This is a genomic window from Aeromonas sp. 102P, from assembly GCF_051920345.1.
In the GTDB taxonomy this organism is placed as follows: Bacteria; Pseudomonadota; Gammaproteobacteria; order Enterobacterales; family Aeromonadaceae; genus Aeromonas; species Aeromonas veronii.
This window is the reverse complement of the sequence record NZ_JBQBCZ010000001.1, coordinates 757,008-783,658: the sequence shown is the minus strand read 5'-3', so window position 1 is coordinate 783,658 and position 26,651 is coordinate 757,008. Positions and strand designations below refer to the sequence as shown.

Genomic DNA, 26,651 nt, shown 5'->3' with positions numbered 1-26,651 from the left:
TCCCTTCTATTTCACCAGTTTGGCATCAGGCTCAACGGTGGCGCCTTGAGTGCCTCCAGCTGATCGTGCAGGGTCGCTATCTGTTGACGCCAGTAGTGATCGGTATTGAACCAGGGGAAGTGACGGGGGAAGGCGGGATCTTCCCAACGCCGTGCCAGCCAGGCCATGTAGTGGACGATGCGCATCGCCCGCAGCGGCTCGATCAGCGCCAGCTCCCGCGAGTCGAACTCCATAAACTCCTCGTAGCCCGCCAGCAGGGTGTCGAGCTGGATCTGCTGCTCATGGCGCTCGCCGCTCAGCATCATCCAGAGATCCTGAATCGCGGGGCCGGTGCGGCAATCATCGAGATCGACAAACATGGGGCCATCGCGCCAGAGGATGTTGCCCGGGTGGCAGTCGCCATGCAGGGAGATCTGCGCCACATCCAGGGTCATGGCGTCGCTCACATGCTTGATCAGCTCGTCCAGCACCCCGAAGAATTGCTTAGCCAGCCCGCTTGGCAGCCACTCGCCAGACGCCAGCAGCTGACGCGGTTCGTGCAGCATGCTCTCCACATCGAGTCGCACCCGATGGTGGAACGGCTTGCTGGCGCCGATCTGATGAATGCGACCGAGGAAACGCCCCACCCACTCCAGCTGATCGAGGTTATCCACCTCGAACTGGCGACCACCGACGCTCTGCCAGATGGCAAAGGGGTAGCCCTCGTGCTCCAGCAGGGTCTCGCCCGCGCAGGCGAGCGGCGCGGCGACCGGGATCTCCGCCTCTGCGAGACGGATGGCAAACTCGTGCTCCTCGAGGATCTGGGCCCGACTCCAGCGGCCGGGACGGTAGAACTTCACCACATAGCGGCGACGATCCTCATCCTGAAACTGGTAGACCCGGTTTTCGTAGCTGTTGAGCTCGATAAGACCGGAGTCGAGCCGCAAGCCACTGAGATCGAGCGCATCCATGATGAGGTCGGGATTGAGGTCGGAATAGTTGAAACGCATGTCATCCACCATAAGAAAGGGGCGCCGTTGCGCCCCATTCTATCACTACTACCCGGCATTGCCGTGCTCGCTGGTGACCGGACTGGTGTCACGCCCCGCCCGTAGCCACACGCAGCTACAACCGGCTGATAAACTTACTGCCCTGGCGCAGGTTGCCCTTGCTGTCATCGGGCGCCGCCCCCTCCCGTTTCAGCACGAACTGGATATCCAGCGCCGGCCGTTTCAGGTTGTAGGGATCGACCGCCAGACTGACCGGCAGGGTGTAGATCTCGCCCGCCTTCAGGGTCACTTCACGGGGGCCGAACCACTGATACTCGGGCAAGCCCTCCACATCCAGCTGGTAGGTCTGGGACTGCAGGGTCTTGTTGAGGATCTTGAGGGTGTAGGTGTTCTCAATCAGCCCCTCGCTGTTTTCGCGGAACAGCTGGTTGCGATCCCGCAGGATATCGAGCCCCATCGGCATGATGGACATGGCGTTGTAGACAAATACCCCCAGCATCACCGCCATCACCAGCCCGTAACCAATCAGCTTGGGCCGCGCCACATGGGTGGAGTCGTTGGCCAGCTTGTGCTCGGTGGTGTAGCTGATGAGCCCTTTCGGGTAGCCCATCCGCTCCATGGTCTGGTCGCAGGCATCGACGCAGGCGCCGCAGTTGATGCACTCGTACTGCAGGCCATCGCGGATATCGATACCGGTCGGGCAGACCTGCACGCAAAGATCGCAGTCGATACAGTCGCCCAGCCCCATCGCCTTGGGATCCGCCTTGCGGGAGCGGGCGCCACGGGTCTCGCCACGCTTGGTGTCATAGCCGACGATGAAGGTGTCCTTGTCGAACATGGCGGACTGGAAGCGGGCATAGGGGCACATGTGGATACACATGATGGCACGCATCCAGCCAGCGTTGCCGTAGGTAATGATGGTGAAGAAGAGCACCCAGAACAGCACCCATCCGCTGGCCTGCAGGGTGAAGAGATCCGGCACCAGTTCAGTTACATCCTGGAAGTAGGCGACGAAAGTCAGGCCGGTCACCAGCGAGATCGCCAGCCAGGCCAGATGCTTGGCTCCCTTGCGGGCCAGCTTCTCGCCGCTCCAGGGCGCCTCGTCCAGCTTGCGCCGCTTGTTGGCGGGCCCTTCCAGCTTCTCTTCAAACCAGATGAACATGAAGGTCCAGACTGTCTGCGGGCAGAGATAGCCACACCAGACCCGACCGAGGAAGGTGGTAATAAAGAAGAGTCCGAAGGCGGCGATCATGAAGAGCCAGGCGAGCAGGGTCAGATCCTGCGGCCAGATGGTGGCGCCAAAGATATGGAACTGCTGGTGACCGAGGTCGAACAGCACCGCCTGTCGCCCGTCGTAACGCAGCCAGGGCAGCAGCACGAACAGCGCCACAAAGAACCAGCCCATGGCCTTGCGCATCCGCTGCCAATACCCTTTCTGGGCCCGCACATAGATGCGGTTACCCGGGTTGAATCTGTCGTCGCTGGCTTTGAACGTATTGGGGTTGAAGGTCCCGGTTACGCCCTTGTCGGTGACGTCCTTGATATCGATTTTATCGTGGTCGGCCATTGCAAGACATCGCTCCCTTATTTGTTATGGAGCGGATTATATCTTAAACAGCATGCTAATTGTGTGGATTAGATGTATCTAATATTGGGGTTGGATCGCAATTTTCGGCAACAAAAAAGCGCATCACCCCGAGGTGATGCGCTTCCGCTAAAGATTCACTTGATTCCACGTGCCTTGAGCAGTGCCTCTTTGAAATCGGGCACATGATCCTTGGCCAGACCGGGGATCATCGCCTGCTTGTCGGATTCCCGCATTTTGAGGTGATAGATCAGCATGTCGTCGGTCAGCTCGGACAGAGGCCCTTCAAATCCCGCTTCTTGGGCCAGTTTGGCAACAAACTGCACCAGGCTGAGATCCTGTTCCTTGATCCAGGCAGGCTGCAACAACTCCAGCAGCTCTTCGATACGATGACATTGCATAGACAACCTCTTTAATCTGTCACGTTAAATTCAGGCAACCTTACCCATCAAGGCTACTTCGATTCGATCCCGCCCATTATGCTTGGCCTGATAGAGTGCCGCATCCGCTTTTTGGATCAAATCGGCGATTTTCATGCTGTTGTCCGGTATCAGTGTCGCAACACCAAAACTACATGTGACCCGACCGGAGACCAGTGACTTCTGGTGCGGGATGGCCAGCTCCTTGAGCGCCTGCCGCACATTGTCCGCCACCTGCAGTGCCCCCTGCATGCCGGTGCAGGGCAGCAGCAATGCAAACTCTTCGCCACCGTAACGGGCCGCCAGATCATCCTCGCGCCGCTCCACCTCGGCCAGCAAGCCAGCCACCTGTTGCAGGCAGTCATCCCCCAGCTGATGGCCGTAGAGATCGTTGAACTGCTTGAAGTAATCCACATCCACCAGCACCAGCGACAACGGCGCCCGGGCGCGGTGACAGCGCCGCCAGGCCCGCTCCAGAGAGTCGTCGAGATGGGCGCGGTTGGCGATACCGGTCAGGCCGTCGAGGCGGGAGGTGAGACGCAAATGCTCGGAGACCGCCTTCAGTTCGGCAACCAGTTCGGCGTTCGAGAAGCGGTGGTGGAGCGAGGCGATCTGATCCCGCCGCATCCGGCGCAACAGGGTCGGCAGAAAGACAAAAAGATAGCCCGCCAGCATGCAGGAGACGATCCGCTCCTGCTCGTTGCCATTACCCAGCTCGAACAGCATCGCCATGCCCAGCGGCAGGGCGGAACCATAGAGGGTACGGCGGCTGCCAAACAGCATGATGGCGCTGCCGGTAAGAATGAGGCTGGAGAGCATCATCATGGCGGCCCGGTAGGTATCGGGCAGCTTGTCCATGTAGAGCAGCACCCCGAGGGCCCAGATGATGGAGGTGATGGTGGCTCCGATAAAGAGCTCCCGCTCCAGCACCGGCAGCGGTGTCTGGTGCAGGCGGGCTCGACGCCAGCGCAGGTGCCAGCCCCGCCCCAGCAACCACAGGAAAGTGCCTGCCAGCCAACCGAGCGCTTCGATGGCGGGTAGATAGTCGTGAAACAGCAGACTCCAGCCAAATGCCAACACGCCCAAACAGGGGAGACTGAACGATGCATGGGTATAGAGCTGGGCCATGATGGCCTGCTTAACCTGGCGTGTCACACTCTGGGTCAACTGAGTACTCCTGTACAAGAGCAGAGCAGTCTACCATTACCCCCTGACCCGCAACAATAAAGCGCCGCTTATTAAGAAGTTAATCAATCAATAACGATTTCTTCTGCGCTGACAGGTGAGTCCTTGCTCACCCCTTCTCCAATTCGTCGAGGATCGGACACTCGGGATTTTCATCCCCGTGGCAGCAACAGACCAGCCCTTCCAAGGAGGTAAGCATGGCCTGCAAACCGGCAATGCGAGCGCGCAGATCGACGATCTTCTCCTGCGCCAGCTTCTTCACCTGGGCGCTGGTTCTGTGCTCGTCCCGATAGAGTGCCAGCAGCTCCTGACACTCCTCCAGATTGAAGCCGGTCTCCCGCGCCCGCTTGACGAAGCGCAGCTCGCGCAACGCCCCCTCGGTGTAACTGCGGTAGCCGTTGTCGCTGCGCACCGGCGCCGAGATGAGGCCGATGCTCTCGTAGTAACGGATAGTCTTGGCGGTCAGTCCCGTGGCCTTGGCTACCTTGCTGATGTTCATGGATGACTCCTTAACGGTTCGATTGGGTGCTGACATTGTGGCTGACCTGGGCCATTGCCCGCGGCTGCCAGCGTTTCAGTAACAGGGAATTGCTCAAAACTGTGATGCTGCTCAGGGCCATGGCCGCCCCCGCCAGCTCGGGGCTAAGGTAGCCCAGTGCCGCCAACGGAATGCCGATGATATTGAACACGAAGGCCCAGAACAGATTCTGCTGGATGGTGCGCCAGGTCGCCGCCGAGATATCGATGGCATCGGCCACCAGCCGTGGGTCGGATCGCATCAGGGTGATGGCGGCGGTCTCCATCGCCACATCGGAGCCGGAGCCCATGGCGATGCCGACATCCGCCGCCGCCAGCGCGGGGGCGTCGTTCACCCCGTCCCCCACCATGGCCACCAGCCCGCGGGTTTGCGCCCGCAGCGCCGCGACCTTCTCCACCTTGCCGGCCGGCAGTACGGAGTCGAAGGCCCCGTCCAGCCCCAGCTTGGCGGCGATATGGGCCACCGGCGCCGGTGCATCGCCGCTCACCAGCCAGCTGGCGATGCCGCGCTGGCGCAGGGTGGCGATGGCTTCCGGGCTCTCGGGGCGCAGGGTATCAGCCAGCGCCGCGATACCAGCCACCACGCCGTCGATGGCCACCCAAACCCGGGTCGCCCCATCGGCGGCTTGTTCATCCTGTTGCGGCGGTTCAATGCCGAGCTGGGCCAGCAGGGAACCATTACCGATGGCGACCCTGTGACCAGCTACCTGACCGACAATACCGGCACCGACCCGTACTTCCACCGCGTCGGGCTGGGGCAGCGCCATCCCTTTGCCGACCGCCTCGCGCATCGCCAGTGCCAGCGGGTGTTCGCTCACCTGCTGCAGGGCGGCGGCGAGGCGCAGTTGTTCGTCATTGCCGCTCCAGCTCGCCAGCACGGGCTTGCCTTGAGTGAGCGTGCCGGTTTTGTCGAAGATGAGCGCCTTGATGGCGTGAGCCTTCTGCAGGGTATCGACATCCTTGATCAGGATGCCGTGACGGGCCGCCACCCCGGTGCCGGTGACGATGGCGGCAGGGGTCGCCAACCCCAGCGCGCAGGGACAGGCGATCACCAGCACCGCCACAGCCGCCAGCAGCGCCTGGCCGAAGTCGTTGCTGATGGCGTACCACACCAGCAGGGTGAACAGGGCGATGGCCATCACCACTGGCACGAACACGGCAGAGACCTTGTCCACCAGCTGCTGCAGCGGGGCCTTGCCCATCTGGGCGCTCTCCACCAGTGCGATGATCTTGTTGAGGCTGGAGTCCTCCCCCACGGTAGTGGCCTCGATCTCCAGCACGCCGGAGCGGTTGATGGCACCGCCCAGCACCTTGCCGCCCTCACTGCGCGGCACTGGCAGGCTCTCGCCGGTGAGGATCGACTCGTCCAGTTCGCTGGCGCCGCTCACGATTTTGCCATCCACCGGCACCCGCTCACCCACCAGCACCCGCAGCCGATCGCCACGCAGCACCTCGTCGATAGCGACGCTCTGCCAGCTCTCGCCACGCCAGACGGTGGCAGTTTCCGGTCGCAGCGCCATCAGTTCGCGAATGGCGGACTGGGTGCTGCGGCGGGCTCTCGCCTCCAGCAGTTTTCCCAACGAAATCAGGGTGATGATGATGGCACTCGCTTCGAAATAGAGCTTGCCGCTGGCTGCCATCCCCAGCGTCAACAACAGATAGAGGCTGTAGAAGTAGGCGGCGCTGGTGCCGGTTGCCACCAGCACATCCATATTGGCTGCGCGGTTCTTGATGGCGAGCCAGGCGCCGCGATAAAAACGGGCCCCGATCCAGAACTGCACCGGGGTGGCGAGCAGCAGCTCGAGCCAGGCGGGCAGATGCCAGGGAAACAACCCAGCCATGGCCAGCATCCCCACCAGCAGCGGCAAGGTCAGCAAAGCCGAGACGATGACCCGGGTCTGCGCCTGATGGGCAGTGGCGGCTTCCTGCGCTTCCCGCTCCAGCAACTGCTGGCGGCGGCCGCTGGCCGAGCCTTGTGCCAGCTGGGCGCCAAAGCCGAGTGCCTCGATCTGCTCGCGCAAAGCGGCGGGCGTCTGCATCCCGGGGACCAGTACGATGCGGGCCTGCTCGATGGAAAAGTTGACGTCAGCAGAGATAACGCCGGGCAGCGCCGCCAGCATCTTGTTCAGTCGAGCTGAACAACCGGCACAAGTCATACCGGTAATTTGGAACAAAAAGGTCTCGCTACCGTAGTCATAACCCTGACTCTTGATGCTGTCGAGCACCGCAGGCAGGCGGTCAGGGCTGGCCAGCTCGATGGCCGCCTGCTCCAGCGCGAAGTTGACGGTGGCCGATACCCCGTCGAGTTTGTTGAGGCTGGTCGCGATGCGGCCTGCACAGTTGGCGCAGCTCATGCCGCTGAGCGGCAACTGCAGATGAATGGGTGATTGAAGATGAGTGGTCATGTTGTTCCTCCCCGGAACCCGTCGGCACCACAAAACGCTGACTGGCAAACCCTAACCTTTACTGTAAGGGTAAGCTCAAGCCACATGATCCACTTTTTGCAGATGAAAAAACGGCGCCCGTTTGCTGCCAGAGAGCAAACGGGCGCCGCATTCAGCTATTGCTCGGTGTGAGCAGTGACTCAGATGCCGTACTGGGCGCGATAAGCCTTCATGGCCGCCAGTTGCTCGGCCAGCTCCGGCTGCTCGGCCTGCTTCTCTTCCAGATACTGGATCAAGTCGCTCATCTGGATGATGGCGATGATGTGGGCGCCGTAGTCACGCTCCACTTCCTGAATGGCGGAGAGTTCGCCCTTGCCCTTCTCCTGACGGTCCAGTGCGATCAGCACGCCCGCCAGCGAGGCGCCGTTGGCCTGGATCAGATCCATGGATTCGCGGATAGCGGTGCCGGCGGTGATGACATCGTCCACCAACATGATACGCCCCTTGAGCGGGCTGCCCACCAGATTGCCACCCTCGCCGTGATCCTTGGCCTCCTTGCGGTTGAAGCACCAGGGCACGTCCACATCGTGCTGCTCCACCAGCTGCACGGCGGTGGCGGAGGCGATGGGGATCCCCTTGTAGGCCGGGCCAAACAGCACATCGAACTCGATGCCGGCATCCATCAGGGCTGCGGCATAGAAGCGGCCGAGACGGGCCAGATCGCGGCCGCTGTTGAACAGACCGGCGTTGAAGAAGTAGGGGCTTTTACGACCGGATTTCAGGGTAAATTCACCGAATTTGAGGACCTGCTTCTCCAGGGCGAACTCGATAAATTGACGCTGGTAGGCTTTCATTCTGGCTCCTTGCTTGGCTTGTCGTTGTCTTGTGTGGGGGTATAAAAAAACGCGGTCAATGCCGCGTTTTTCAAAACAGAAATTAGGAGAGCGACTGCTTCTGCAGCGCAATGATGTCAGCGATGCCGCCCTTGGCGAGCGCCAGCATCTCCAGCAGCTCTTCATGGGTGAAGGGTTCGGCCTCCGCGGTACCCTGCACCTCGATGATGCGACCATCTTCGGTCATCACCACGTTCATGTCGGTCTCGGCGGCGGAGTCTTCGATGTACTCCAGATCGCAGATGGCTTCGCCCTGATACATGCCGACGGAAACGGCGGCGATCATCTGCTTGAGCGGGCTCTGCTTGATCATGCCCTTCTCGACCATCCAGTTCAGCGCATCCACCAGCGCCACACAGGCACCGGTAATGGAGGCTGTGCGGGTGCCGCCATCGGCTTGCAGCACGTCACAGTCAACTGTGATGGAGTGCTCGCCCAGCGCAGTCAGGTCTACCGCGGCGCGCAGGGAGCGGGCGATCAGACGAGAGATCTCCAGAGTGCGGCCACTCTGCTTGCCGGAGGCCGCTTCGCGGTTCATCCGGGAGTGGGTGGAGCGCGGCAGCATGCCGTACTCGGCGGTGACCCAGCCCTGGTTCTTCCCTTTCAGGAAGCGCGGCACGCTGGTGTCGACGCTGGCGGTGCAAAGCACGCGGGTGTTACCGAACTCCACCAGCACTGAGCCTTCTGCATGTTTGGTGAAATTGCGGGTAATGGTAACCGGGCGAAGTTGCGCGGCACTGCGATCGCTTGGACGTGACATGAAACGGACCTCTGGGCTGGCTCAAATTGGCGGGGGATTATAAGTGATCCCGCCCCAAATATCAGCCGCTAAAACCACGGCATCGGCTGACGAGCAGGGCCGGGCTGAGTATACTGGCCGCACACTTCATCAAGCCCGGAACAATCAATGATTCACAGCATGACCGCCTACGCCCGCAAGGAACTCAAGGGCGACTGGGGCACAGCCGTTTGGGAAATTCGTTCGGTCAACCAGCGTTATCTGGAGACCTACATTCGCCTGCCGGAGCAACTGCGCAGCCTGGAGCCGGTTCTGCGTGAGCGTTTCCGCGCCAAACTGCAGCGCGGCAAGGTGGAGTGCAACCTGCGCTTCGAGGCCGCTCAGGCCGCAGCCAGCCAGCTCCATATCAATGAAGAGCTGGCCAAGCTGATTATCGACAGCGCCAGCTGGGTAATGAAAGAGGCGGGTCAGGGCCAGCTCAATCCGGTCGACGTGCTGCGCTGGCCGGGCGTCATGGCTGCCGCCGAGCAGGACATGGACGCGGTCGCCACCGAGCTGCTCGGCGGTTTTGACCAGACCATGGAAGATTTCCTCGCCTCCCGCGCCAGCGAAGGGGCCAACCTCAAGGCGCTGATCGAACAGCGTCTGGCCGGCATTCAGGTTGAAGTGAAGAAGGTGCGCGTCCACCTGCCGCAGATCATCGAGTGGCAGCGCCAGAAGCTCACCGACCGGCTGGCCGAAGCCAAGGTGGAGCTGGATCCGGCCCGCATCGAGCAGGAGATCGTGCTGCTGGCCCAGAAGATCGACGTAGCCGAAGAGCTGGATCGTCTGGAGATGCACATCAGCGAGACCAACAAGATCATGAAGAAGGGTGGCGCCTGCGGTCGCCGTCTCGACTTCATGATGCAGGAGTTCAACCGCGAGTCGAACACGCTCGGTTCAAAATCGATCAACGCCGAAGTGACCCAGTCCGCCGTCGAGCTGAAGGTCCTTATCGAGCAGATGCGCGAGCAGATCCAAAACATCGAATAGTTTTTTTACCCGTCCAAGAATGTCTTAAAAGCCCTGTTATTTGCTTGTAAATACAGGGCTTTTTTATTTTCCCCGTCCAAATTGGTTTGCAGATGTCCGTTACCAACTACCTGTTTAGTGGTGGGCAGAATGGTGGGCAGCCCCCTCATTTTGGCTCAATAAGCGTTTTGCGGTGAGCAAATTGGTGAGCAGTAAGTTGCCCAATTTTCGCATTTAACTCGCCACCACAACAGGTTAGCTGCTGATTCAATAAGCAAATCGGTGGTGGGCAGCCATTATTGCCCCCTCCATTATTTCAGCAACTATGGAGTAAACATGGGAAAACTCACAGCAAAACAGGTTATTGCATACAGCAAAGCCGAACCAAAAAAATATTCAGACGGTGAAGGCCTATACTTTTGCGTCCGCAAACAGGGCTCGCCTTATTGGATGATCCGCTACACCACAGCCAAAGGAAGACGAGAAGCGACCTTGGGGCAATTTCCTTTAATGTCGTTGGCAGACGCTCGAATTGCCGCCGCATACTTTCGAAAGGAAGTACGTGACGGCATCGATCCTCTTCTAGAAAAACAGAAAATCGAGTTACCTGAGATTGAAACCGTGGATCAACTGTTCCATGACTGGTATCGAACCGATCTGAGTCGACGACTAAAGCACCCCAAGATCCCGTATCGGGTTTACACCAAAGAGATAAGCCCAGTCATTGGCATTAAGTGTATTTCTGAGGTGACCGCACGCGATGTGCGCGAAGTATTGGAACGCATTCGAGAAAGTAACCGCCCTACCATTGCCAACGACACCTTGATGTACATGAAGCAGTTATTTCGACATGCAATTAAGCTCGACTTAACGCTGAATAACCCAGCCGCAGCATTTACCGTGGACGATGCCGGTGGCGTGGAGTCCAGTAAAGACAGGATGCTCAGCAAAGAGGAAATTCACTACGCCTTTAGCGTGTTTCATACTCATATCAATAGCTTTGGCCGCGATAACTACCTCGCTTGCTGCCTGTTTTTGGTGTTGGGTGTGCGCAAAAGCGAATTGTGCGAAGCCATGTGGCGTGAAATGGATTTAACCACAGGCGTGTGGGATCTACCCAAAGAGCGCAGCAAAACCGGCGTGCCAATCAGCATCCCCTTACCGCGCCAAGCCATTACCTGGTTTAATGAGCTGCAAATCCGCGCTTGTGGCTCGCCTTATGTTTTCCCAGCCAGACGAGCAAGCCACCGTCCGCATATGGGGCCAGATACGCTGAATCGTGCAATTTCTAAGCTGTTTGGTCGCGAGCCTGGGCGCAAAAAGCAGCCACCCAATAAAATGGGCAAACTCGAACACTTTACCGTACACGATTTACGCCGCACCTTTCGCAGCCTTGCCGCCTCTTTAGGTATTGCAGGCAACGTGGCAGAACGCTGTCTTAACCATAAGCTAAAAGGCGTTGAGGGCATCTACGACCGCCACGATTACTTTGAAGAGCGCCGTATTGCCCATCAAACCGTGGCTGATGTGATCGAACCGCTGGTGAACTTTGAGCACCCTTCACAACACAAAACAGGAGGGCGTTAACATGCAATTTATGATGCGACTCGCCCCCATTACCTTTCCAATGGCCATACTGGCAAGCCTTGGCTGGTGTATTGGCATTTCCCTACTCGAACAGCCTCATGGCATAGGTTATGCAGTTACTCGATATTGCCTGACGACATTGGTGGTTCTCGCCCCGTGGCTGACGCTAAAACTCACGTTCTACGTGATTGTCAGCCTAGGACGTAAACTTGGACTCATCCCGCCTGCACGCCCAACGTATAGCCTTAGTTATGAAGAATCACTCTATTGGTTCAGAGTATTGGCGTTCTTCGATGGCAAACGCAGTCGTATGCCAAAAAAGCCAATCAGGTGAAATTAGCAAGCCCCCATTTGCTCACTTACTGTGGGCAGTTGGGACAATGGGGTAACACTAGATATAGCAAGCTTTAGAAGGTGAATAAAAGGGATTTGAACCGCCCCAAGGAATGGGGCTATTGGGGCTTTGATTGACAAAATAAGCCACCAAACATAATCTTCAAGCCAATATGACTGACGCCTCTACATTTTTGTACGCGTTGGTTCTCATGTTAGCGTAGCGGTATACTTCGTAAGTGTGTTTCGATGGCTTCAATCATCGACTTGGTAAGTGGTAAATGCGCTTTTTCTTTCGCCCAAATTTCGTAGAAGCCTGCCACAGTTTGCTTGGCAGTATCTAACACCAATTTTTCTGGCAACATGGCTTTAGCGGCTAAGTGTGATAGCTCATCCAGCGTGAAATCGCTGAATTTTTTGCTACGGCTAACCTTCAGCGATGCACTATCATCGGGGATATAAGGAATGGTTGAAACAAAGTCATAAGCAGGCGCAATAGACGCAGTGCGCTTATCTTTGTAAATCACAGACCAATTCTTCAAATGCATATCCGCATTGCCAATTAGGGTATTGAACACCAGTCGGCGAGTAAATTCAGCAATGTCTTCGTCTTGCCCTTCAATACCGATAACCTGAGCAATATTTCGCATACTGGCTTTTTTGTACTTATCTTGAGGATAAACTCCAAACACTTGCGCAAAGTCCTCAATGTGAACAGCTTGACCATCTGCACGGTCAAAACGCTTGATCACAAAAGCGCTATCGCCAAATTTACCAATACCATCTGGGATATTAGCAATCAGGTTAACCGGGAGTAGCTGCGTTTCTGGCACATCCATCCCCAACATGCGAGCCAATTCCATCATCGAATATTCATTTTCTGGCACAGCGTCAAAGCGAGACGATGGCAATTTCACAATCCAAGAGCCACCTTGACCGGTTGCTGGAATAGTCAAACCACCGTTTGCCTGTTGTACAGCTGAAAACTTCAACTGTACACCCGCTAATGAAAAACGCATTGGAACATCTATTTTCGTTTCTTCGTCAATGTCTTGATGCACATTAGGCGGCAGCGCTTCGCCATCAGCAGGTTCAACCGTGATCGCACCTGCTAAATCTTGTCCTAACACCCACAATAGAAAAAACTCCCGCGCTGGATTCACTCCGGCACGCTCTGCCAGGTAATGACGCATGGTTTCTTCTGGCAAAAGGTTAGAGAAAAACGGAGTTAACTTGGTTTGGGTCGGTTTAAAATTAGTCAGTAAGCCACCCAGAGCATCTTTGAAACCCAGCCCTAACACAGGCCGCGATTCGTCATTAATGTACGAATCCATAAAGGCAAAAAGCGTTCTGTCATTGCCCACGTTGGTGATCGTTGCTATGGGTTCACCATAGAGCAACACGTTGAGCGTAGAAACATGATTAGTCATCGTCGTCTTCCCCTAACTGATATGCGGGTGACATTGCCTCACCTTCATCGCTGATCCCTTGGCTGCTTCGAATGATCGACTTGATGGCAGGAACTGACTTTTTAGGCGCAACCAATAGCTCTAGGTCGAGTACACGGGCAAGTGCAATTAAACTGGATATTCTTAAATCAACGCCGCCAGACTCGATTTTCGAAATGTGACTTTGCGGCACCCCCGAACGCGCGCTTAACTCTCTTTGGCTAAACCCCTTGCGTACCCGAGCTTCTCGAAGACTTTCTAGTATCTGCTCTGTTACATAGCTCATTTCGATACGCCTTAATGCATCAATTAAGAATAATTATATACAAAAACATATCACCCTAATCCCGCAAACACAAGAATGATTAGCTATTATGTATCATCAAGCAATTTTTGATATGTAATTATACATTAACCGTAACGCACGAGCTCACTTACTGTGGGCAGGTGGACAATGGGGCAACACTTGCTATGACGAGCATTAGAGGGTGAATAAGAAGAAATTACATTGCCCCAAGGAATGGGGCAATTGGGGCTATGCAAAGTTTATAATTGGGTTAAACGCTGCTTTGCAAGCGCCCAAGGTAAGCGACGACCAGCTTTTGCCATTTTATCGTAGGCAGCTTGAGCTTCTTCAACTGACAATACACCATGGGTGACGAGCTGCTCAACAACCCATAGCGTACCTTGAACTAATATCGCTTCTTTTTCAGCCGCCTTCCTAAGCGCCATATCCCCAGTTAGCAATGGACACTGTTCTTGTTTCGCCAACGCAAGTGCAAAGCAATCGTTCATGCTAGGGCCAGCATACTTTTGCCTCAGTTCAAATGAGTACATCATAGACTCAGGGCTTAACTCTCCCAACAACAACCCTAACTCGAGTAAATAGCCATGTTGATCGCTTAGCTCCTCGTGGAATAACACATCTGGAACTTTGAACTGGTAAGGCAAATTGAAAAAGACGCCTAATAATTGGCCTTCTTCGAGATCAATGAGGATATTGGCATCACTGATCAACAAATACATTTAAACAGCCTCAGCCAACATTTGGCGTTGCTTATGCAATGCCATCACTGACATCTGTAACAGCTCAGCGGCTTTCGATTCACTAACAATTCCCTCTGCCAATGCACGATAAACCAACTGCTCAAACAATAATGTTTGTTCTTGTGGATAAGGATTCCCAGGCTCTTGCTTACGCCAACCGTTTTTTGAGAACTGTATAAATATTTGGCGTTTTTTCTCTTCGGTGATCACACCAAGGTCGGCACTGCGATACAAACAAGCTGCCATGCTTAAGCCATATTCGTGTTTCAGGAAATATAGCTCTTTGGGGTCTACGTTTGAACGTCGCTCTCCTAGATGCTGAAAAAGGCCTACTTCGGGCAGTAAAAACGCAGAAGCAAAGCGGTTGCAGGCCATCTCTTCGTCAAGGGATTCATCGAGTAAGTCATGTAAAACAAGGTGGCCAAGCTCATGCGCCAATGTGAACCGCTGGCGACAACCAGGCCAATGAGAAGACACAACAACAATTGGCTGCCCTGATATTTTGGCTTGTAACCCATCAAATTTATCGGCTTGGGGTACGTTACTGACAATCACCAAAATACCTTTAGACTCAAGCAAGTCGATTAAGTCTGGCAATGGATTCATACCTAACTGCCAATCAGTACGGACTTTGGCGGCAACCTGCTCTACTGCGTCTAAAGTACTTACAACAGGAACGTCGGGGTGGTAGTTAAAACTCGCTATCGGGAAGTTTGGCCATACATTTTTAAGCGCTAACCAGCGCTCTGCTTGGTCAACCACATCAGACTCAATCTTCTTTAGCAACTTAGCTGAAGCTGAGGCTTTTTTACGATACTCCACCTTACCCAAAGTCACCTGTGCTGGGCGAAAGAAGTATTCGGTACGAACCGACAAAGCCGACGCTAATTTAAGTAAAACTCCCGACGAAGGCATACTCTGGTCGTGCTCGTATTTTTTAACCATGTTGGCACTAATACCAACTTGCTCACCCAAGGCCTGCATCGACAGGCCAGCGGCTGCACGGGCTCGTTTTATGCGCTCTCCAATCATACAGACCTCTGGTTTATGAAAACTAAAATTATTTTAAAAATATAAACCAAGTTGGCGTTTTTGTCGATTGGTTTTACAGGGCAATCATTCGCGTGTTCGCGCGCGCACTTCCCCATGCCTTTACCCCCATACGCCAAAACCACTATCCGTTTGGCTTTTGGATCGAAACGCCAAACAGGGAAATCAGCCCATTTACTGTTTGGCTTCTCGATTGAAATCCAACGCTGCTAAGCCTTGCCATTACTGACTCAAAGCAAGGTTTGGCACTTTTTTCGCCCTAAACCAACCTCGAATCCAAAGTACAAACCGTTTGATTTTTTAAACCCAGAATGCAAACGATCGTTTGGCGTCTCGATTTTTTTGCATGGGCTAAATGCCGTCAAACAGCGCTGTATTGGACTATGTATATCAAACAGTTAGCCGCGCACAGGTCATCATAAAAAACCGATTTGACTGGTTAGTTTGATGGCCATTTCTTTCATCTAATTCACCACTGAGTCTGCACCCGACCACTGAAAATAGACGGCATGACGAACCAACAAGGTGATAAGTGAAGTGTTATGGGCAAGTGCTAACGATTGGGATAGAGAATGGATACAGCAGGTGGTCGCTTTACTGGTTGGGCATGGCGCGTTTACCCTCTACCCAGCATTAAGCCAGTGCGATAATGCCGCCGAACGTTTAACCCGCTGGTTGACCTATCAGTTACCGCGCGTTAAACAAGCGCATCCAGGCTGCCCCATTCACCAATGGCTGAATAGCATTGGCGCGCAAGTGATCGTAGAAAAATGGCAGAGCCCCGAGCAATGGCCAAACCTGTATTGGCTACCTTTACCTGAGGTTGAAGGCCACGCGCAAGGCGGGTTGGTTTTGTTACCGGCACATTTGTTACCGGTATATGCGGATTACACGAGCAAAACCAACACATTGAAAGCAAACACACCGGCCAACGCCTGTATCTTTTGGTGCGCTGCGCCTTTGTCTAAAACAGGAAAGCGCGCTACCTTGCACCCCAAACAGCAAAACCGCGGCTTTTGCCTGCCCTGCTCGCCAGAGCAAGTGGGCAAATCATGTACGGGGTTATTACTGAGAGGTTTTAGAAAGGAGAGCCAAAAACGAAACGGCAACGTGATCAGCCACAAGATAAACCTAGCTCTACTGCACCACCTTTGTGGGCCGGAGAGTGATGTGTGGTTGAAAGCGAATTTTGGTGCCATAACTCATTACGGTACCAAAAATTAGAAGCCTGAAAAAAGAGTAACCCCTCACAGGGCGCTGATCTAACGGGTAGCGAGAGGGGTGTTGTTGGTGCAATTTTAATATCAAAAGCGCCAAATAGCTCGATATCATTTGATGTCGCTTTTTAATTGGCAGTATGTATCAGACTGTTTTAAACACCTGCTTTTTAAAGGCATTCATGGCGAGCTTGTTAAAACGAGCTTCATCTGCACCTACCTGTTCACTGTTACAATAATCACACATTGAATACTGGCTTTCAATTTGGCCTTGTTGCCCCAAATGCACAACCGTAATCTTTTCAGTATACAGGATGAGTTGACCCATCTCACAAATTGAACAGGTTCGAGTATTCATCACATATCCTCCCACTGCATTGGCTAACAGCTAGAAAACGAGGCTGTCATTCTCTTAACCTTCTGCATAATTAATAACACTCGCTCACACCATTGCCGCTTCGTACACTTTTTCAACCTCGGTAAACTTAGTGACGCTCTCTAGGCGAGTTAAGGTTGTGAGTTTCATCGAGTTTTTCATTGGGCGATGTGGCACATTGGTCACTGGCGTTTGCAGTGATAGCGGTTTGCCAAGCTCAAATAAATAATACAAATCAGCAGAACCTGACTTCTTACCCGCTTGATCTTCGGTAATGGCGTAGCGTGGTAATACGGTGACTCGTTTAACCGGCCAAAGTTTGTCAATTTGCTTGGATGAACTTTGAGTGTCTGAGGTAGACGCCAACGCTAAATAGCGAATTTCCTCGGCAATATGCTGCTTAAATTTCTGTAAAAACGTGCTTTGCGGCAGGTGATACCACCGCGCTGTGCCTTGCTCAAATTGTTCAAAGTAGCCATTATCACGGCCACGCTGCCCACCTAATGCCACTGTCATCGTCAAATCAGGGTACAGTACTTGACGCATGCCGTAATACGGTATGCGTGCGGCTTCTTGTACGTAAAGCCTTTCCGCCATGCCAGCCACAGGATACATGGCCTCATTGCCTTGCCCTGTTTGTGCATTCGGCGCTGTGCCAATTTGCGTTTGCAAAAACTCTAACAACCACTGGTGACCGGAATAACGGCTCTTAGTCTGGGTTGATTCAGTTTGACTAAGTTCGTTTTGGCTAGGCCCATTTTGGCTAGGTAAGAGGGCAAATGCGCCAATACCCACTTCTTCTATCGCAGCTGCGTAGGGGTTGGGTGTTGTGGCTTGATCAAAAAAACCTGGGTATAAAGCAAACGCACCAAAAACTGGGCGGCTTTTTTTAGCAGGTTGTCCTTCGATTTTACTGGATGGTGACTCAGACAAGCGCGGCTCTGATAGACGAATCAAGGCATCCCGATAACGGTGCATTTGGTTAATGGCATCGTCTGGTACGTAATCGGTACTTTCGATATCTTCATTGCTGTCATCAAAGCGGTTTTTCTCGGTTTTAATACGGTACTTGGCATCAAATAGCCAAATAAACTGCTTTTCTTCTGATGAGTCTGCTTTTGTTAAATGGGCGCTTTTGGGCAGTGTCACTTCCAACACAATATCCGGCTTTTGGTTAACCAAATAAGACCGAATTACACCGTCTTTATTGAATACAGGCTCGTGTGCTAGCCTTGCAGTTACACCATCGCTACGTTTAAAACGAAAGGCGCCTTTCAAGCCATCTTCTTTAAATCTGTACTCAAAAAAATCATTTTGTTTTAGCTCTGCCGCCCCGTTTTCAACCAATTCAAAGCCGAGATCCTGCTCTAAAATCTGCTTCAAACACAAAAAGCACCATACTTCGTAAATCTCGGCCACTGATTTCATTGAAATGCTCGACTGATTGCCAAACATATCTAAATAAAATTTCAGCTCCTGCCAAATACGATATACCGCGCTGTAACCGGTTTTTTGCTGTAGCACTAACGACTCACGGTTTAACCCTGTGTATGCACCCACCTCTTTTAAAAAACTTTGGCCCAACACTTTTTGCAGCGGTTGTTGCCAACTATGCAGCTCATTTAAAAATGAATCCGACAACCGTTGCCGCTCTGGTGCTTGGTTACTTTGTCTAAGCTTTTGTTCAAACTCCGCTAATTGCCGCTTGCTTTTACTCACCGCCATTTTAATAAAGCGGTTTTCTGGGGTATCGACACTCAGTTGCTTTTTTTCGACTGCATAGCGCTTATCGTACTGGCCATTCGCAAAGTCTTGCTTAACTTTCTCGGCTAACTTATTTGGCAGGCGGCCTTTTAATTTGGCCGCTTTAATATTGGCTACCGTCGGTTGCAAACGGCTATGAGGGGCTGCACAAATCACTTTTAAGCCTTGCTCAAAACGCTCCCGTAACGCGGCAAAATTAGCCAACCACATCAGTGGAAAATGCCCGCGTTGCTGGCTGGTCGCTGCATCTTGCTCGGTTTTTTCGACCAAACTAAAGCGCCAAAGAGGGTAAACTTTGTCGATGGCTTGGTACATGGCGGGCAAGTCTTGGTGAAGTGCCATTTTGGTTGGCAGCACTTCAAAGGCTATGTGCTGAGTCTGTGTTTTACCATTGTGCTCAAAGGTAAGTGGCAAACGTAACCAGCCCACATCATTACCGGTATTAATGGTGCCGGTTAAACGTGCGGGCACCACGCCCCTTGCGGTTTTTACTTCGGGAGCAAAACGAAATGCCTCATTCACGTTTTGGCTTCGGTGAGTTAGCCGCGCATGGGTTACTTCACTAAAAAATACCCACTCAAACTGGTACTGAGTATTCTCAAAAAACAAGGGAGAATTTAATGTCAGCTCAGCGTGTTTCGCTAAGCCATTGGCAACAAGGTCACTTTCGGCTAAGTCACTTTCATCTAACCCACTTTGTACTAAACTACTTTGTACTAAACTACTTTGTACGAAAGCATCTGCAACAAGCCCTTGCGGTTCAATCGCATTGCTCAGCTGCGCTGCTGGCGCAAAGCGCAATTCGTAGCTAGGTTGTGCATGATTAGCGCTCGCCCTATGCGCCATTGTATTCTGGTACACACGCAACCGCTGGCTAATATCATTCGCCCAGACCGAAAACTCAAAGTCAGGGGTTTGTAATCGTATTAACTCCGGCATTCCCTACCACTCCTTACACCATCACTGTACGGGTTCTGCTTATAGGTTTCATTCATTGCAGAAGGCATCAAACAGCACCGACTCATTAAGGCCAGAAACTGGTAAAGGTCGCACTGGCTAATCGCTCGCTCATCCACTGCAACTTCGCTTTTGAACGGCAAGGTATACGCAGTACTTTTTCCTCTTCAGTAGCACCATCGGCCACGATTTTCTCGCGATACAAGTCAGGGCGTTGATTGGCTTCGTCTGCGTCAGACGCTAACCAAATAGGGGCAAACTGGTCTGCCAACACAGTATCAAGTTCAACCAACAAAGCCTTTCCATCAGATGTAGTCAGTTTGTCGGTATCGCCTTCGATACGCGGCAGAACCTTACACATCATAAAGTCGTCCCATACAGCTTTTAGAGTTAGGTCATCTTGTGGTTGGCTGCTAGCAACCGCGAGAAGAAGTTCATTGAGCGCACGAAATGCCAATTCAAACGGGGTATTTTTTAGCACGGCATTAACGGCCGATAAAAACGCAACGGTTTTTGTGCCATCCGCATCAAAGGTATTGTCTAAGTCTGCTTTGCTGGCGTTTGACCAAATAGGATAGCTAAGGCGTTTATTGCAACTTGTCGGAGTTCCAAAATCAGCAAACTCATCAAAGTTATTCGGGAAAAACGCACCAAAATCAAAGCTCAGCGCTCGGTCAATCACTTTGCGCGAAAAGCCGTGAGTGGTTTCATCCATATTCACTGTGCCTGCAACAAGCAGGTTAAACGGAATACCTAAACCATATTGGCAAATATGTGCCCACAGCTCATCGTATTGCGCGTCATCAAAACCTAGCGCTTCGCGCAGCTTTTCTTTATCAGCGACTTCTTTAATGGTGGCGGGTTTTAATAGGGCATCACAGCTGTAGGTAAAGCTATTACCTGTCCAACACCATTCGCGGGTTTCCAGTACCGATAAATAATCAGCAAAATATTGCTCAACAGGGGCTAGGTTCATTTCATCCAAACACAGCCAGTAAGGCAGCACCTTATCTAACGCATCACGTTCACCGGCCACAACTAAGCGCTTGCCTTGGTCTTCGTTCTCTTGCACTTCAACGGTTAAGTCGCTATCAGCAATGGCACGCCAAGCTGTGGCGATAAACTGCAATACATCGGTAGTGATGTATTCAGCAGCACCATTTAGGCGTGAAATATAACCCAGCAAATCGCTCGGCTCATGCCAATCGGGGCGTACTGAGGTTAAACAATAGGTTTCAGCAAACTGCTTTGATGTTTTTGCTTGCTCACGCACAAAGCGGGTTTTACCTGTGCCTGAGATACCTGCGAGAAGGAGGAAGGGTTTGGACAATCCCGTTTTAACTAAACTAAAAGGCTGACCAGATTTATTACTCAAATACAGCTTTATTGATATAGGTTTCTGGCTAGGCTTAACGATGAGAGCTGTTACACCATATGATTTTAAAATATCTACGACAGCCCCAAGCTCATCTTGCTGTTTCTCTATACCACCACAAGTCAAAAAAGCAAATCTAGTTTTTCCGCTTCTTCTTTTTCCGAATCGTTTTAAAACTGTTTGCCATTCGTTAATACTTGAACTAGTACACTCAAACTCCTCATTTGAATATGAAATTTTAAAAATACCATTCTCAAGATCTTTTTTGGCACCTAAAACAGAAATATCACTCAACTCAACGAAAACACTAAGCACATCATCTTCTGATATATATCTTTGCTTCTTACTATAATTGTTTAAAACGGTATCCTTGATGTAATTTCTTGAAAGTTTTTCCCCAGCAATTCTAATTAGTTCAGGATCATTTTCCAATTCATCTTGGAATTTACCAGACCTGGCTGAATCAAGCCCCATATAACCAACTTCATCGGCTTTCGAAAAAATATAAGAAAAAACCTCATCCCTATTTCCTTTCATATATTGATCAATCCTGTTTTAATAAAAATTCTTTGATTGATGTTGCCACCTCATATGACAACATAGGTGGGACTGCATTACCTATTTGCATAACATTTGAAGTAGCAGAATGAGGAAAAACAAAAGAGTCGGGGAACGTCTGTAGACGAGCACACTCCCTGATCGTTAGCCTTCTATCTAATTCATAATGAAATTGGACTCTAGACTTAGCGTTTGCCCTAATTGTGTATGATGGTTCATCTGCTTTGCAGTGCTCATCACCTTGCCCATTGCCTTTCTTGGCTTTTGATGCCTTGAAATACTGGCTTTGATTAGGAATGGTCTCATCAATAACTTTTTCCAAATCTTCGATTGCCCATTTTGTTCCGCGATGCATACCAACAAATTTTGGTTCTGGTTTTAGTGGCTCGCCTTCAAGATCATTTCTGGTACAAACAAAAAACAGCCTTCTACGGCTTTGCGGCACACCATAATCCGGAGCAAAAAGATCCCAAACTTGGACTTTATAACCTTGCTCGCTAAAATCATTAACTATAGTTTCTAGCACAGCACCTTTTTGCATTCGAGCTAAATTAGGAACATTTTCAGCGCATACAATTTTAGGTTTGTGATGTTGCATATATTTAACTAGAACTTTGTATAGCTGCCCCCTGTCAGAACTAAGACCTCTTTTAGGGCCACAAGAACTAAAGTCTTGGCATGGAAAACCACCTATTAACACATCAGCACTTGGAAAATCATTAACAAGCTCTTCAGATAACTCCACTTGGCTAATAGGTATATCTAAATTCTTCTTTATTGTTTCTACGCACTTTTCATCTTTCTCATAAGCAGCCAGGGTTGAGAATGGTTGACTTTCAAAGTATTTATCTTTGTATTTAAAGCCTCCTTCAAATCCCATATCTAGCCCACCAACACCTGTAAACATTGAGACCAAAGTAAATTTATTTTCTAACAAATCTTTTTTTCCACCACTAAAACTCAAATCACATAATATATTGAAATTACTATACTTAATCTTCGGCCTAATACTTTTCCCAAAGCTCTCAATATTAATGAGCCCATGTTTCTCCAACGTTTTAATAGTTCGAGAAAGATTACTTACTGCTCGCCCAGTTAATTCAGATAGCTCTGTAATATTTTCTGGTTTTTTATCTGCAATAATCTTTAGCAAATGCTGATTTTCTTCAGATAGAACCGATGCAATTGATTTAAGGGAGTCAAACCAAACATCTACTTGGTTTGTGGAACTTGGAGTTTGACCTTTAATACCAATAATACAGCTAGTCACGTCTATACCCACCTCTGACACAAAACACCCTTAATACTAGATAAATAAACAAATCGTATGTTATCAGTTAATGATAAGACGTCAACTGTAATTCTGGCGCTAATCATCTAAGATACTGCCTTTTACGCAGTACATTCGTGGGCGAGTGTTGTCAGGTAGGCTGACTTTTCGCTGTGGCCGGTTGCCATCGGGGATTAGGTAACCTGCGGCCATCAGTGCTTTGGCGGCGCGATCTGGGCTGAGGCCTTCGGTGGCTTCACGCCAGCCAGTTGGGTAAAACAGGTAGAGGGTTTGTGGGCCGCTGGTGTCTATCCACCCTGCGCGTTGGCGTACTTGGCTGCTGTAACCGGTTTGTTTAGGCGTAAAGCGGCTTTCGCCATGCTGCTCAATAAAGCTGCGCACCTGGCGAATGGCTTGTTGGTCTTCATTGGCGGCCACGCCACCGCGGGCAAGTATCCATTGGTTAAGCTGGCTTAAACAGGCTGCCTCGACACTTTGGGTTGGCCAATCGAGTACTTTGGCTTGAATGGCTAACAACCCAGCGCTGGCCAGTAAGGCAAACTTTTCGGCGACCCGGCGCACTTGGCCGTCAGCCTCGGTTGGTAAGCTGGTTAAAAAGCGTTGGCGTACGTTTTGGAAAACGGGTCGCACCTGTGCGCCGTGCTGCGTTAAATACCGTAACCAGTCCAAGGCCAAGCAGCCGTAATGTTGGCGACTTTGCTGTTTTAGATGATCGGCTAAATCGGCAGCGTTCATACCATGACTCTGGTTAAACACGCCCATTTGCGCTCCAGCATCGGCACTGAGATCAATCACGCGCACTTGCTGCCCTGCTTTTACACGCTTGCCGATACTGGCGAGGTGGCTTTCGAGCGTCACTTCGCCAGTGGATAAAAACACCAAGCGCCAACGGGCGGGTAAGCGCATTTCACCGTATTTGCCTGCTCGTGTTTTACCTTGGCCATTGGCAAGCATATAAGCGACATCACCCGCCTCTTTTGGATCAACTTCGCCCATTTCGTCTAGCGCCAGTAAGGCATCGTTATGCGCTAATGCTGTGCCTTCTAAACCGTTGGCCGTGGCACGCCAACTGTGGCGCAGCTGATTAGGTTCGCCCCACACCGATAATGCCGGATACAGCGCTGCGGTTTTACCAGTACTGCTGGCACCGTAGAGGTGTAAACCAAAACCATCCACCCCACACAAGTGCAACAAAGGCGCAGCCAGTGCAGCGCAGACACCAACAATTAATAGCGGGTTATCCAGACAATAGCGGCCAACGTGCTGCCGCCAACTGTCGCTACTGCCTTGTTGAATAAAGCCTTCTATCGGGTGCATGGTTTGCAGCACCATGCGCGGGTTGTTGCTGTGTTCGCTTGGGTAAAAGGTGAGGCGCGGATGCACATAAGCGTGGTGATGCCAGCCAATACAGTTCACGCTGATGGCCTTTTGCGTGGCCAGCTCGCCCATTTGTTGAATAAACAGGGAGAGCAACTGCCGCGCTTTGACACTGTTGCTTAGCCGCATGCCTCGGCTGAGTAGGATTCGGCGGTACTCGCTGCCGTCTCCGGCCAATAGTTCTGCGGGCATAGCCCAATAGCGATGGCGATTGTCATCGTCTAGCCAGTGCAATAAATAGCCGTAGTTGTCCCCTTGCGGATCGCGGGTGCGGGCGGCCACTTGCAGCCAAGAGCAGATTTTGACTGGGCTATCTTGCCCTGCCGGTTGCATCACCAGCCAGTTTTGCGCGTTATAGGCAAAACCAGCCGGTAATGTTGGCATGTTGTTATTTATCTCATTGGCAGGTAACGGGGTTGATGCTGATGGTTTATCCACGGCCATAAGCAGCACCGATACGGCGGGTTTCAATCCACTGGTCGATATCGCTTTCTAACCAGCCCACGGCACGCGCACCAATACGAATGGATCGCGGAAATTCACCATTGGCCATCAAGGCATAAATGGTGCTGCGGCCAAAGCCTGTTTTGGCCTTTACCTCGGGCAAGCGCAAAATCCGCTGCTGACGCGCTGGGTGTACTGAGTTTGTGGGTGATTGTGTGGTTGGGTTCATCGTTTGCTTCCTCACTGATCTGTTAAGTTCAGTTAGGAGTTTGCCAGTACTAAACGGACGCAGTAGGTAGATAAATGCCCGGATCGTGCAGCTTTCTGAGGGTACAAGTAGCTACTTGCCCCAGAATTTACATAATGCCCCAAGTCATAAATACCCTGTGGGCAGGGCTAGTGTGTGCCTAAGTGGCGTGAACTAAGGCTTTGCCCAGACTGCCCCAGATGCCCAAGGGATGAGTGCGAAAAGCTTTCTCAAAAAGGGAGAGTCTTGCTCAATTAGAACGCCACAACACTTTTACGCGCATAAAAATGTAAAATATCACACTTTTCTGCGCGTAAAAGTGTAGACTGAGTTATACTACAGGCAGTTAACAGTCTAAATTGGCGGGAAATGACAATGCAGCGCAACTTACTCAACGCCCTAATAGCATGGAAAAGTCAACCTGTGCGCAAGCCATTATTGATCGATGGCGCAAGACAAACAGGTAAAACCTATCTACTGCAAGAGTTGTTTGGGAATACCTTTGCCAACATCCTTCGTATCGACTTCCTTGAAAACCCAGCTTACAAAGAAGCGTTCGATGGCTCGTTGTCACCTGACGAGCTAGTAATGAACATTGAGTTGTTAACCAACCAAGCGTTCAATCCAGACACCGACTTGCTGATATTAGATGAAATTGGCGAATGTGAACGAGCCGTAACTTCGCTGAAGTATTTTGCCGAAAAAGCACCGTCCTATTTTGTCGCAGCCAGCGGTTCAAATATTGGTTTGCTCAACACCTTCCCTGTGGGCAAGGTAGAACAATACAATTTACGACCACTGACCTTCCAAGAATTTATTTACGCATCCAACGAGCAAGCACTGATCAAAGCATTTGATAGTCAAGCAAGCACACCGGCGGTGCACACTAAATTGATGGATAAACTAACCGACTATTTTTTTACCGGTGGTATGCCGGAAGCCGTTTCTGCTTGGTATCAGTTTAAGGATTCAAGCATTCTAGAGCGTGTTGAAAAAGTCACAAAAATTCATGCCGATTTAGTTGAAGGTTATCGCCGCGATTTCGGTAAGTACGCGGGCAAGGTCGATGCCACACTGATTGAATCGGTGTTTAATAGCATTCCAGCCCAGCTATCACTTGTCAGCGATGAGTCAGTTAAACGCTTTAAATTTAAGCATGTGCATGAGCGTAAATCTCGTTATAGCGATTTTGAAACCGCGATCCATTGGCTTAACTGCTGCCGCTTAGCTTTGCCAAACTACCCTATTGAAGGATTGCCGAAATCTCCGTTAGCGGCCTATAAAAAAGAAAATATGGTGAAACTGTTTCTGTTTGATGTGGGCCTGCTTAATCATATGCTCGGCAGCAGTTATAAAGAAATTAAGCAACAAAACTATGACCTCTCTGTTTATAGCTACAAAGGCTATGTGGCTGAAAACTTTGTGCAACAAGAGCTCACTGCCATTGGCGTTGACCCAAGCTATTCATGGAATGACGCACGCGCCGAAATCGAATTTATTTTGGCGACCGATGAAGGCGATATCGTCCCTGTTGAAGTCAAAAGTGGTAAACGTACAAGAGCAAAATCGTTGGCATCCTACGTTAAAAAATGTGCACCCAGTAAAACCTTTAAGTTAACGGGTACACAAGGCTCATCCGCATTAGAGCAAACCAATATCGTGATGCCTTTGTATTTTACGCAGTATTTACCACAAAGATGGTAAAAGCGCGTTGCTTAGACCCCGAGGTCTACACAAAGTGACTTCATAGGTAACAATTTGTAGACCTGAATGCCTACCATTCGACACTCTGATTTATCACTATTGGATATCATAGTATCCATATTGAGCTTATTTAT

General features: G+C 51.5%; 23 protein-coding genes. 5 read left to right on the top strand and 18 right to left on the bottom strand.

Annotation, left to right across the window (positions count from 1 at the left end; all coding sequences use genetic code 11):
* Positions 1-11 precede the first annotated feature (11 nt).
* From ACTG1K_RS03745 to rph, 8 genes are all read right to left on the bottom strand, one after another.
* On the bottom strand, positions 12-1,001 hold the full coding sequence (locus tag ACTG1K_RS03745) for a serine/threonine protein kinase (RefSeq protein ID WP_440004834.1): 990 nt from the start codon (positions 999-1,001) through the stop codon (positions 12-14).
* Positions 1,002-1,104: 103 nt separating this feature from the next.
* Entirely contained in the window at positions 1,105-2,556 is a 1,452-nt protein-coding gene (ccoG, locus tag ACTG1K_RS03740) for a cytochrome c oxidase accessory protein CcoG (RefSeq protein ID WP_005356121.1), read from the bottom strand.
* Between the two features lie 155 nt (positions 2,557-2,711).
* A complete protein-coding gene (locus ACTG1K_RS03735; RefSeq protein ID WP_005339598.1) occupies positions 2,712-2,975 on the bottom strand; it encodes a YihD family protein in 264 nt (87 codons plus the stop codon).
* 30 nt (positions 2,976-3,005) lie between these two features.
* Positions 3,006-4,160: a GGDEF domain-containing protein gene (locus tag ACTG1K_RS03730; protein WP_005339596.1), complete on the bottom strand. Its 1,155-nt coding sequence runs from the start codon at positions 4,158-4,160 to the stop codon at positions 3,006-3,008.
* A 127-nt stretch (positions 4,161-4,287) separates the two neighbouring features.
* The gene (gene cueR, locus ACTG1K_RS03725; protein ID WP_127007195.1) at positions 4,288-4,677 is read right to left on the bottom strand and encodes a Cu(I)-responsive transcriptional regulator; all 390 of its coding nucleotides are present in this window, start codon (positions 4,675-4,677) and stop codon (positions 4,288-4,290) included.
* A 10-nt stretch (positions 4,678-4,687) separates the two neighbouring features.
* Entirely contained in the window at positions 4,688-7,120 is a 2,433-nt protein-coding gene (locus tag ACTG1K_RS03720; RefSeq protein ID WP_440004833.1) for a heavy metal translocating P-type ATPase, read from the bottom strand.
* A gap of 179 nt (positions 7,121-7,299) precedes the next feature.
* The gene (pyrE, locus tag ACTG1K_RS03715; RefSeq protein ID WP_106551461.1) at positions 7,300-7,953 is read right to left on the bottom strand and encodes an orotate phosphoribosyltransferase; all 654 of its coding nucleotides are present in this window, start codon (positions 7,951-7,953) and stop codon (positions 7,300-7,302) included.
* A gap of 82 nt (positions 7,954-8,035) precedes the next feature.
* Positions 8,036-8,752, bottom strand: a complete 717-nt coding sequence (gene rph, locus ACTG1K_RS03710) for a ribonuclease PH (protein WP_005339589.1) — start codon at positions 8,750-8,752, stop codon at positions 8,036-8,038.
* A 147-nt stretch (positions 8,753-8,899) separates the two neighbouring features.
* Between rph and ACTG1K_RS03705 the strand changes: the two genes are divergently transcribed.
* The 3 genes from ACTG1K_RS03705 (at position 8,900) to ACTG1K_RS03695 (ending at position 11,663) form a co-directional block, all read left to right on the top strand.
* Positions 8,900-9,763, top strand: coding sequence for a YicC/YloC family endoribonuclease (locus ACTG1K_RS03705; RefSeq protein ID WP_042031958.1), 864 nt, complete (start codon positions 8,900-8,902; stop codon positions 9,761-9,763).
* Positions 9,764-10,078: 315 nt separating this feature from the next.
* A complete protein-coding gene (locus tag ACTG1K_RS03700) occupies positions 10,079-11,329 on the top strand; it encodes a tyrosine-type recombinase/integrase (protein ID WP_440004832.1) in 1,251 nt (416 codons plus the stop codon).
* Position 11,330: 1 nt separating this feature from the next.
* Positions 11,331-11,663 (top strand): hypothetical protein, encoded by a 333-nt coding sequence (locus ACTG1K_RS03695; RefSeq protein ID WP_440004831.1) that lies wholly within the window; start codon positions 11,331-11,333, stop codon positions 11,661-11,663.
* A 214-nt stretch (positions 11,664-11,877) separates the two neighbouring features.
* Here the strand turns inward: ACTG1K_RS03695 and ACTG1K_RS03690 are convergent, their stop codons facing one another.
* The 4 genes from ACTG1K_RS03690 to ACTG1K_RS03675 form a co-directional block, all read right to left on the bottom strand.
* Positions 11,878-13,092, bottom strand: a complete 1,215-nt coding sequence (locus tag ACTG1K_RS03690) for a type II toxin-antitoxin system HipA family toxin (protein WP_440004830.1) — start codon at positions 13,090-13,092, stop codon at positions 11,878-11,880.
* Entirely contained in the window at positions 13,085-13,396 is a 312-nt protein-coding gene (locus tag ACTG1K_RS03685) for a helix-turn-helix domain-containing protein (protein WP_440004829.1), read from the bottom strand. Before ACTG1K_RS03685 ends, ACTG1K_RS03690 begins: the two co-directional genes overlap by 8 nt.
* 260 nt (positions 13,397-13,656) lie before the next feature.
* The gene (locus ACTG1K_RS03680; RefSeq protein ID WP_095500538.1) at positions 13,657-14,136 is read right to left on the bottom strand and encodes a PIN domain-containing protein; all 480 of its coding nucleotides are present in this window, start codon (positions 14,134-14,136) and stop codon (positions 13,657-13,659) included.
* Positions 14,137-15,189, bottom strand: a complete 1,053-nt coding sequence (locus ACTG1K_RS03675; RefSeq protein WP_440004828.1) for a helix-turn-helix domain-containing protein — start codon at positions 15,187-15,189, stop codon at positions 14,137-14,139. It lies immediately after the preceding gene.
* A 603-nt stretch (positions 15,190-15,792) separates the two neighbouring features.
* Here ACTG1K_RS03675 and ACTG1K_RS03670 point away from each other — a divergent pair.
* Positions 15,793-16,431: a hypothetical protein gene (locus ACTG1K_RS03670; RefSeq protein ID WP_231517047.1), complete on the top strand. Its 639-nt coding sequence runs from the start codon at positions 15,793-15,795 to the stop codon at positions 16,429-16,431.
* 138 nt (positions 16,432-16,569) lie between these two features.
* Here the strand turns inward: ACTG1K_RS03670 and ACTG1K_RS03665 are convergent, their stop codons facing one another.
* The 6 genes from ACTG1K_RS03665 to ACTG1K_RS03640 form a co-directional block, all read right to left on the bottom strand.
* The gene (locus ACTG1K_RS03665; RefSeq protein WP_051498221.1) at positions 16,570-16,782 is read right to left on the bottom strand and encodes a hypothetical protein; all 213 of its coding nucleotides are present in this window, start codon (positions 16,780-16,782) and stop codon (positions 16,570-16,572) included.
* An 84-nt stretch (positions 16,783-16,866) separates the two neighbouring features.
* Positions 16,867-19,503 carry a restriction endonuclease-like protein gene (locus ACTG1K_RS03660; RefSeq protein ID WP_036188608.1) on the bottom strand — a complete coding sequence of 879 codons (2,637 nt, stop codon included), beginning with the start codon at positions 19,501-19,503 and terminating at the stop codon, positions 16,867-16,869.
* 85 nt (positions 19,504-19,588) lie between these two features.
* Entirely contained in the window at positions 19,589-21,433 is a 1,845-nt protein-coding gene (locus ACTG1K_RS03655; RefSeq protein ID WP_197027531.1) for an McrB family protein, read from the bottom strand.
* Between the two features lie 7 nt (positions 21,434-21,440).
* Positions 21,441-22,724, bottom strand: coding sequence for a DNA (cytosine-5-)-methyltransferase (gene dcm / locus ACTG1K_RS03650; RefSeq protein ID WP_197027532.1), 1,284 nt, complete (start codon positions 22,722-22,724; stop codon positions 21,441-21,443).
* 99 nt (positions 22,725-22,823) lie between these two features.
* Entirely contained in the window at positions 22,824-24,566 is a 1,743-nt protein-coding gene (locus ACTG1K_RS03645; RefSeq protein WP_440004827.1) for a DUF927 domain-containing protein, read from the bottom strand.
* On the bottom strand, positions 24,553-24,795 hold the full coding sequence (locus ACTG1K_RS03640; protein ID WP_017043889.1) for a helix-turn-helix transcriptional regulator: 243 nt from the start codon (positions 24,793-24,795) through the stop codon (positions 24,553-24,555). The genes ACTG1K_RS03645 and ACTG1K_RS03640 overlap by 14 nt, the downstream gene beginning before the upstream one ends.
* Before the next feature lie 393 nt (positions 24,796-25,188).
* Between ACTG1K_RS03640 and ACTG1K_RS03635 the strand changes: the two genes are divergently transcribed.
* Positions 25,189-26,517 (top strand): ATP-binding protein, encoded by a 1,329-nt coding sequence (locus ACTG1K_RS03635; protein ID WP_440004826.1) that lies wholly within the window; start codon positions 25,189-25,191, stop codon positions 26,515-26,517.
* Positions 26,518-26,651: the final 134 nt, after the last annotated feature.

Excerpts from the sequence above, each read along its gene's own strand:
- ACTG1K_RS03745 (WP_440004834.1), bottom strand. The coding sequence starts at position 1,001 with ATGGTGGATGACATGCGTTTCAACTATTCCGACCTCAATCCCGACCTC.
- ccoG (WP_005356121.1), bottom strand. The coding sequence starts at position 2,556 with ATGGCCGACCACGATAAAATCGATATCAAGGACGTCACCGACAAGGGC.
- ACTG1K_RS03735 (WP_005339598.1), bottom strand. The coding sequence starts at position 2,975 with ATGCAATGTCATCGTATCGAAGAGCTGCTGGAGTTGTTGCAGCCTGCC.
- cueR (WP_127007195.1), bottom strand. The coding sequence starts at position 4,677 with ATGAACATCAGCAAGGTAGCCAAGGCCACGGGACTGACCGCCAAGACT.
- ACTG1K_RS03720 (WP_440004833.1), bottom strand. The coding sequence starts at position 7,120 with ATGACCACTCATCTTCAATCACCCATTCATCTGCAGTTGCCGCTCAGC.
- pyrE (WP_106551461.1), bottom strand. The coding sequence starts at position 7,953 with ATGAAAGCCTACCAGCGTCAATTTATCGAGTTCGCCCTGGAGAAGCAG.
- rph (WP_005339589.1), bottom strand. The coding sequence starts at position 8,752 with ATGTCACGTCCAAGCGATCGCAGTGCCGCGCAACTTCGCCCGGTTACC.
- ACTG1K_RS03705 (WP_042031958.1), top strand. The coding sequence starts at position 8,900 with ATGATTCACAGCATGACCGCCTACGCCCGCAAGGAACTCAAGGGCGAC.
- ACTG1K_RS03700 (WP_440004832.1), top strand. The coding sequence starts at position 10,079 with ATGGGAAAACTCACAGCAAAACAGGTTATTGCATACAGCAAAGCCGAA.
- ACTG1K_RS03695 (WP_440004831.1), top strand. The coding sequence starts at position 11,331 with ATGCAATTTATGATGCGACTCGCCCCCATTACCTTTCCAATGGCCATA.
- ACTG1K_RS03690 (WP_440004830.1), bottom strand. The coding sequence starts at position 13,092 with ATGACTAATCATGTTTCTACGCTCAACGTGTTGCTCTATGGTGAACCC.
- ACTG1K_RS03685 (WP_440004829.1), bottom strand. The coding sequence starts at position 13,396 with ATGAGCTATGTAACAGAGCAGATACTAGAAAGTCTTCGAGAAGCTCGG.
- ACTG1K_RS03680 (WP_095500538.1), bottom strand. The coding sequence starts at position 14,136 with ATGTATTTGTTGATCAGTGATGCCAATATCCTCATTGATCTCGAAGAA.
- ACTG1K_RS03675 (WP_440004828.1), bottom strand. The coding sequence starts at position 15,189 with ATGATTGGAGAGCGCATAAAACGAGCCCGTGCAGCCGCTGGCCTGTCG.
- ACTG1K_RS03665 (WP_051498221.1), bottom strand. The coding sequence starts at position 16,782 with ATGAATACTCGAACCTGTTCAATTTGTGAGATGGGTCAACTCATCCTG.
- ACTG1K_RS03660 (WP_036188608.1), bottom strand. The coding sequence starts at position 19,503 with ATGCCGGAGTTAATACGATTACAAACCCCTGACTTTGAGTTTTCGGTC.
- ACTG1K_RS03655 (WP_197027531.1), bottom strand. The coding sequence starts at position 21,433 with ATGAAAGGAAATAGGGATGAGGTTTTTTCTTATATTTTTTCGAAAGCC.
- ACTG1K_RS03645 (WP_440004827.1), bottom strand. The coding sequence starts at position 24,566 with ATGGCCGTGGATAAACCATCAGCATCAACCCCGTTACCTGCCAATGAG.
- ACTG1K_RS03640 (WP_017043889.1), bottom strand. The coding sequence starts at position 24,795 with ATGAACCCAACCACACAATCACCCACAAACTCAGTACACCCAGCGCGT.
- ACTG1K_RS03635 (WP_440004826.1), top strand. The coding sequence starts at position 25,189 with ATGCAGCGCAACTTACTCAACGCCCTAATAGCATGGAAAAGTCAACCT.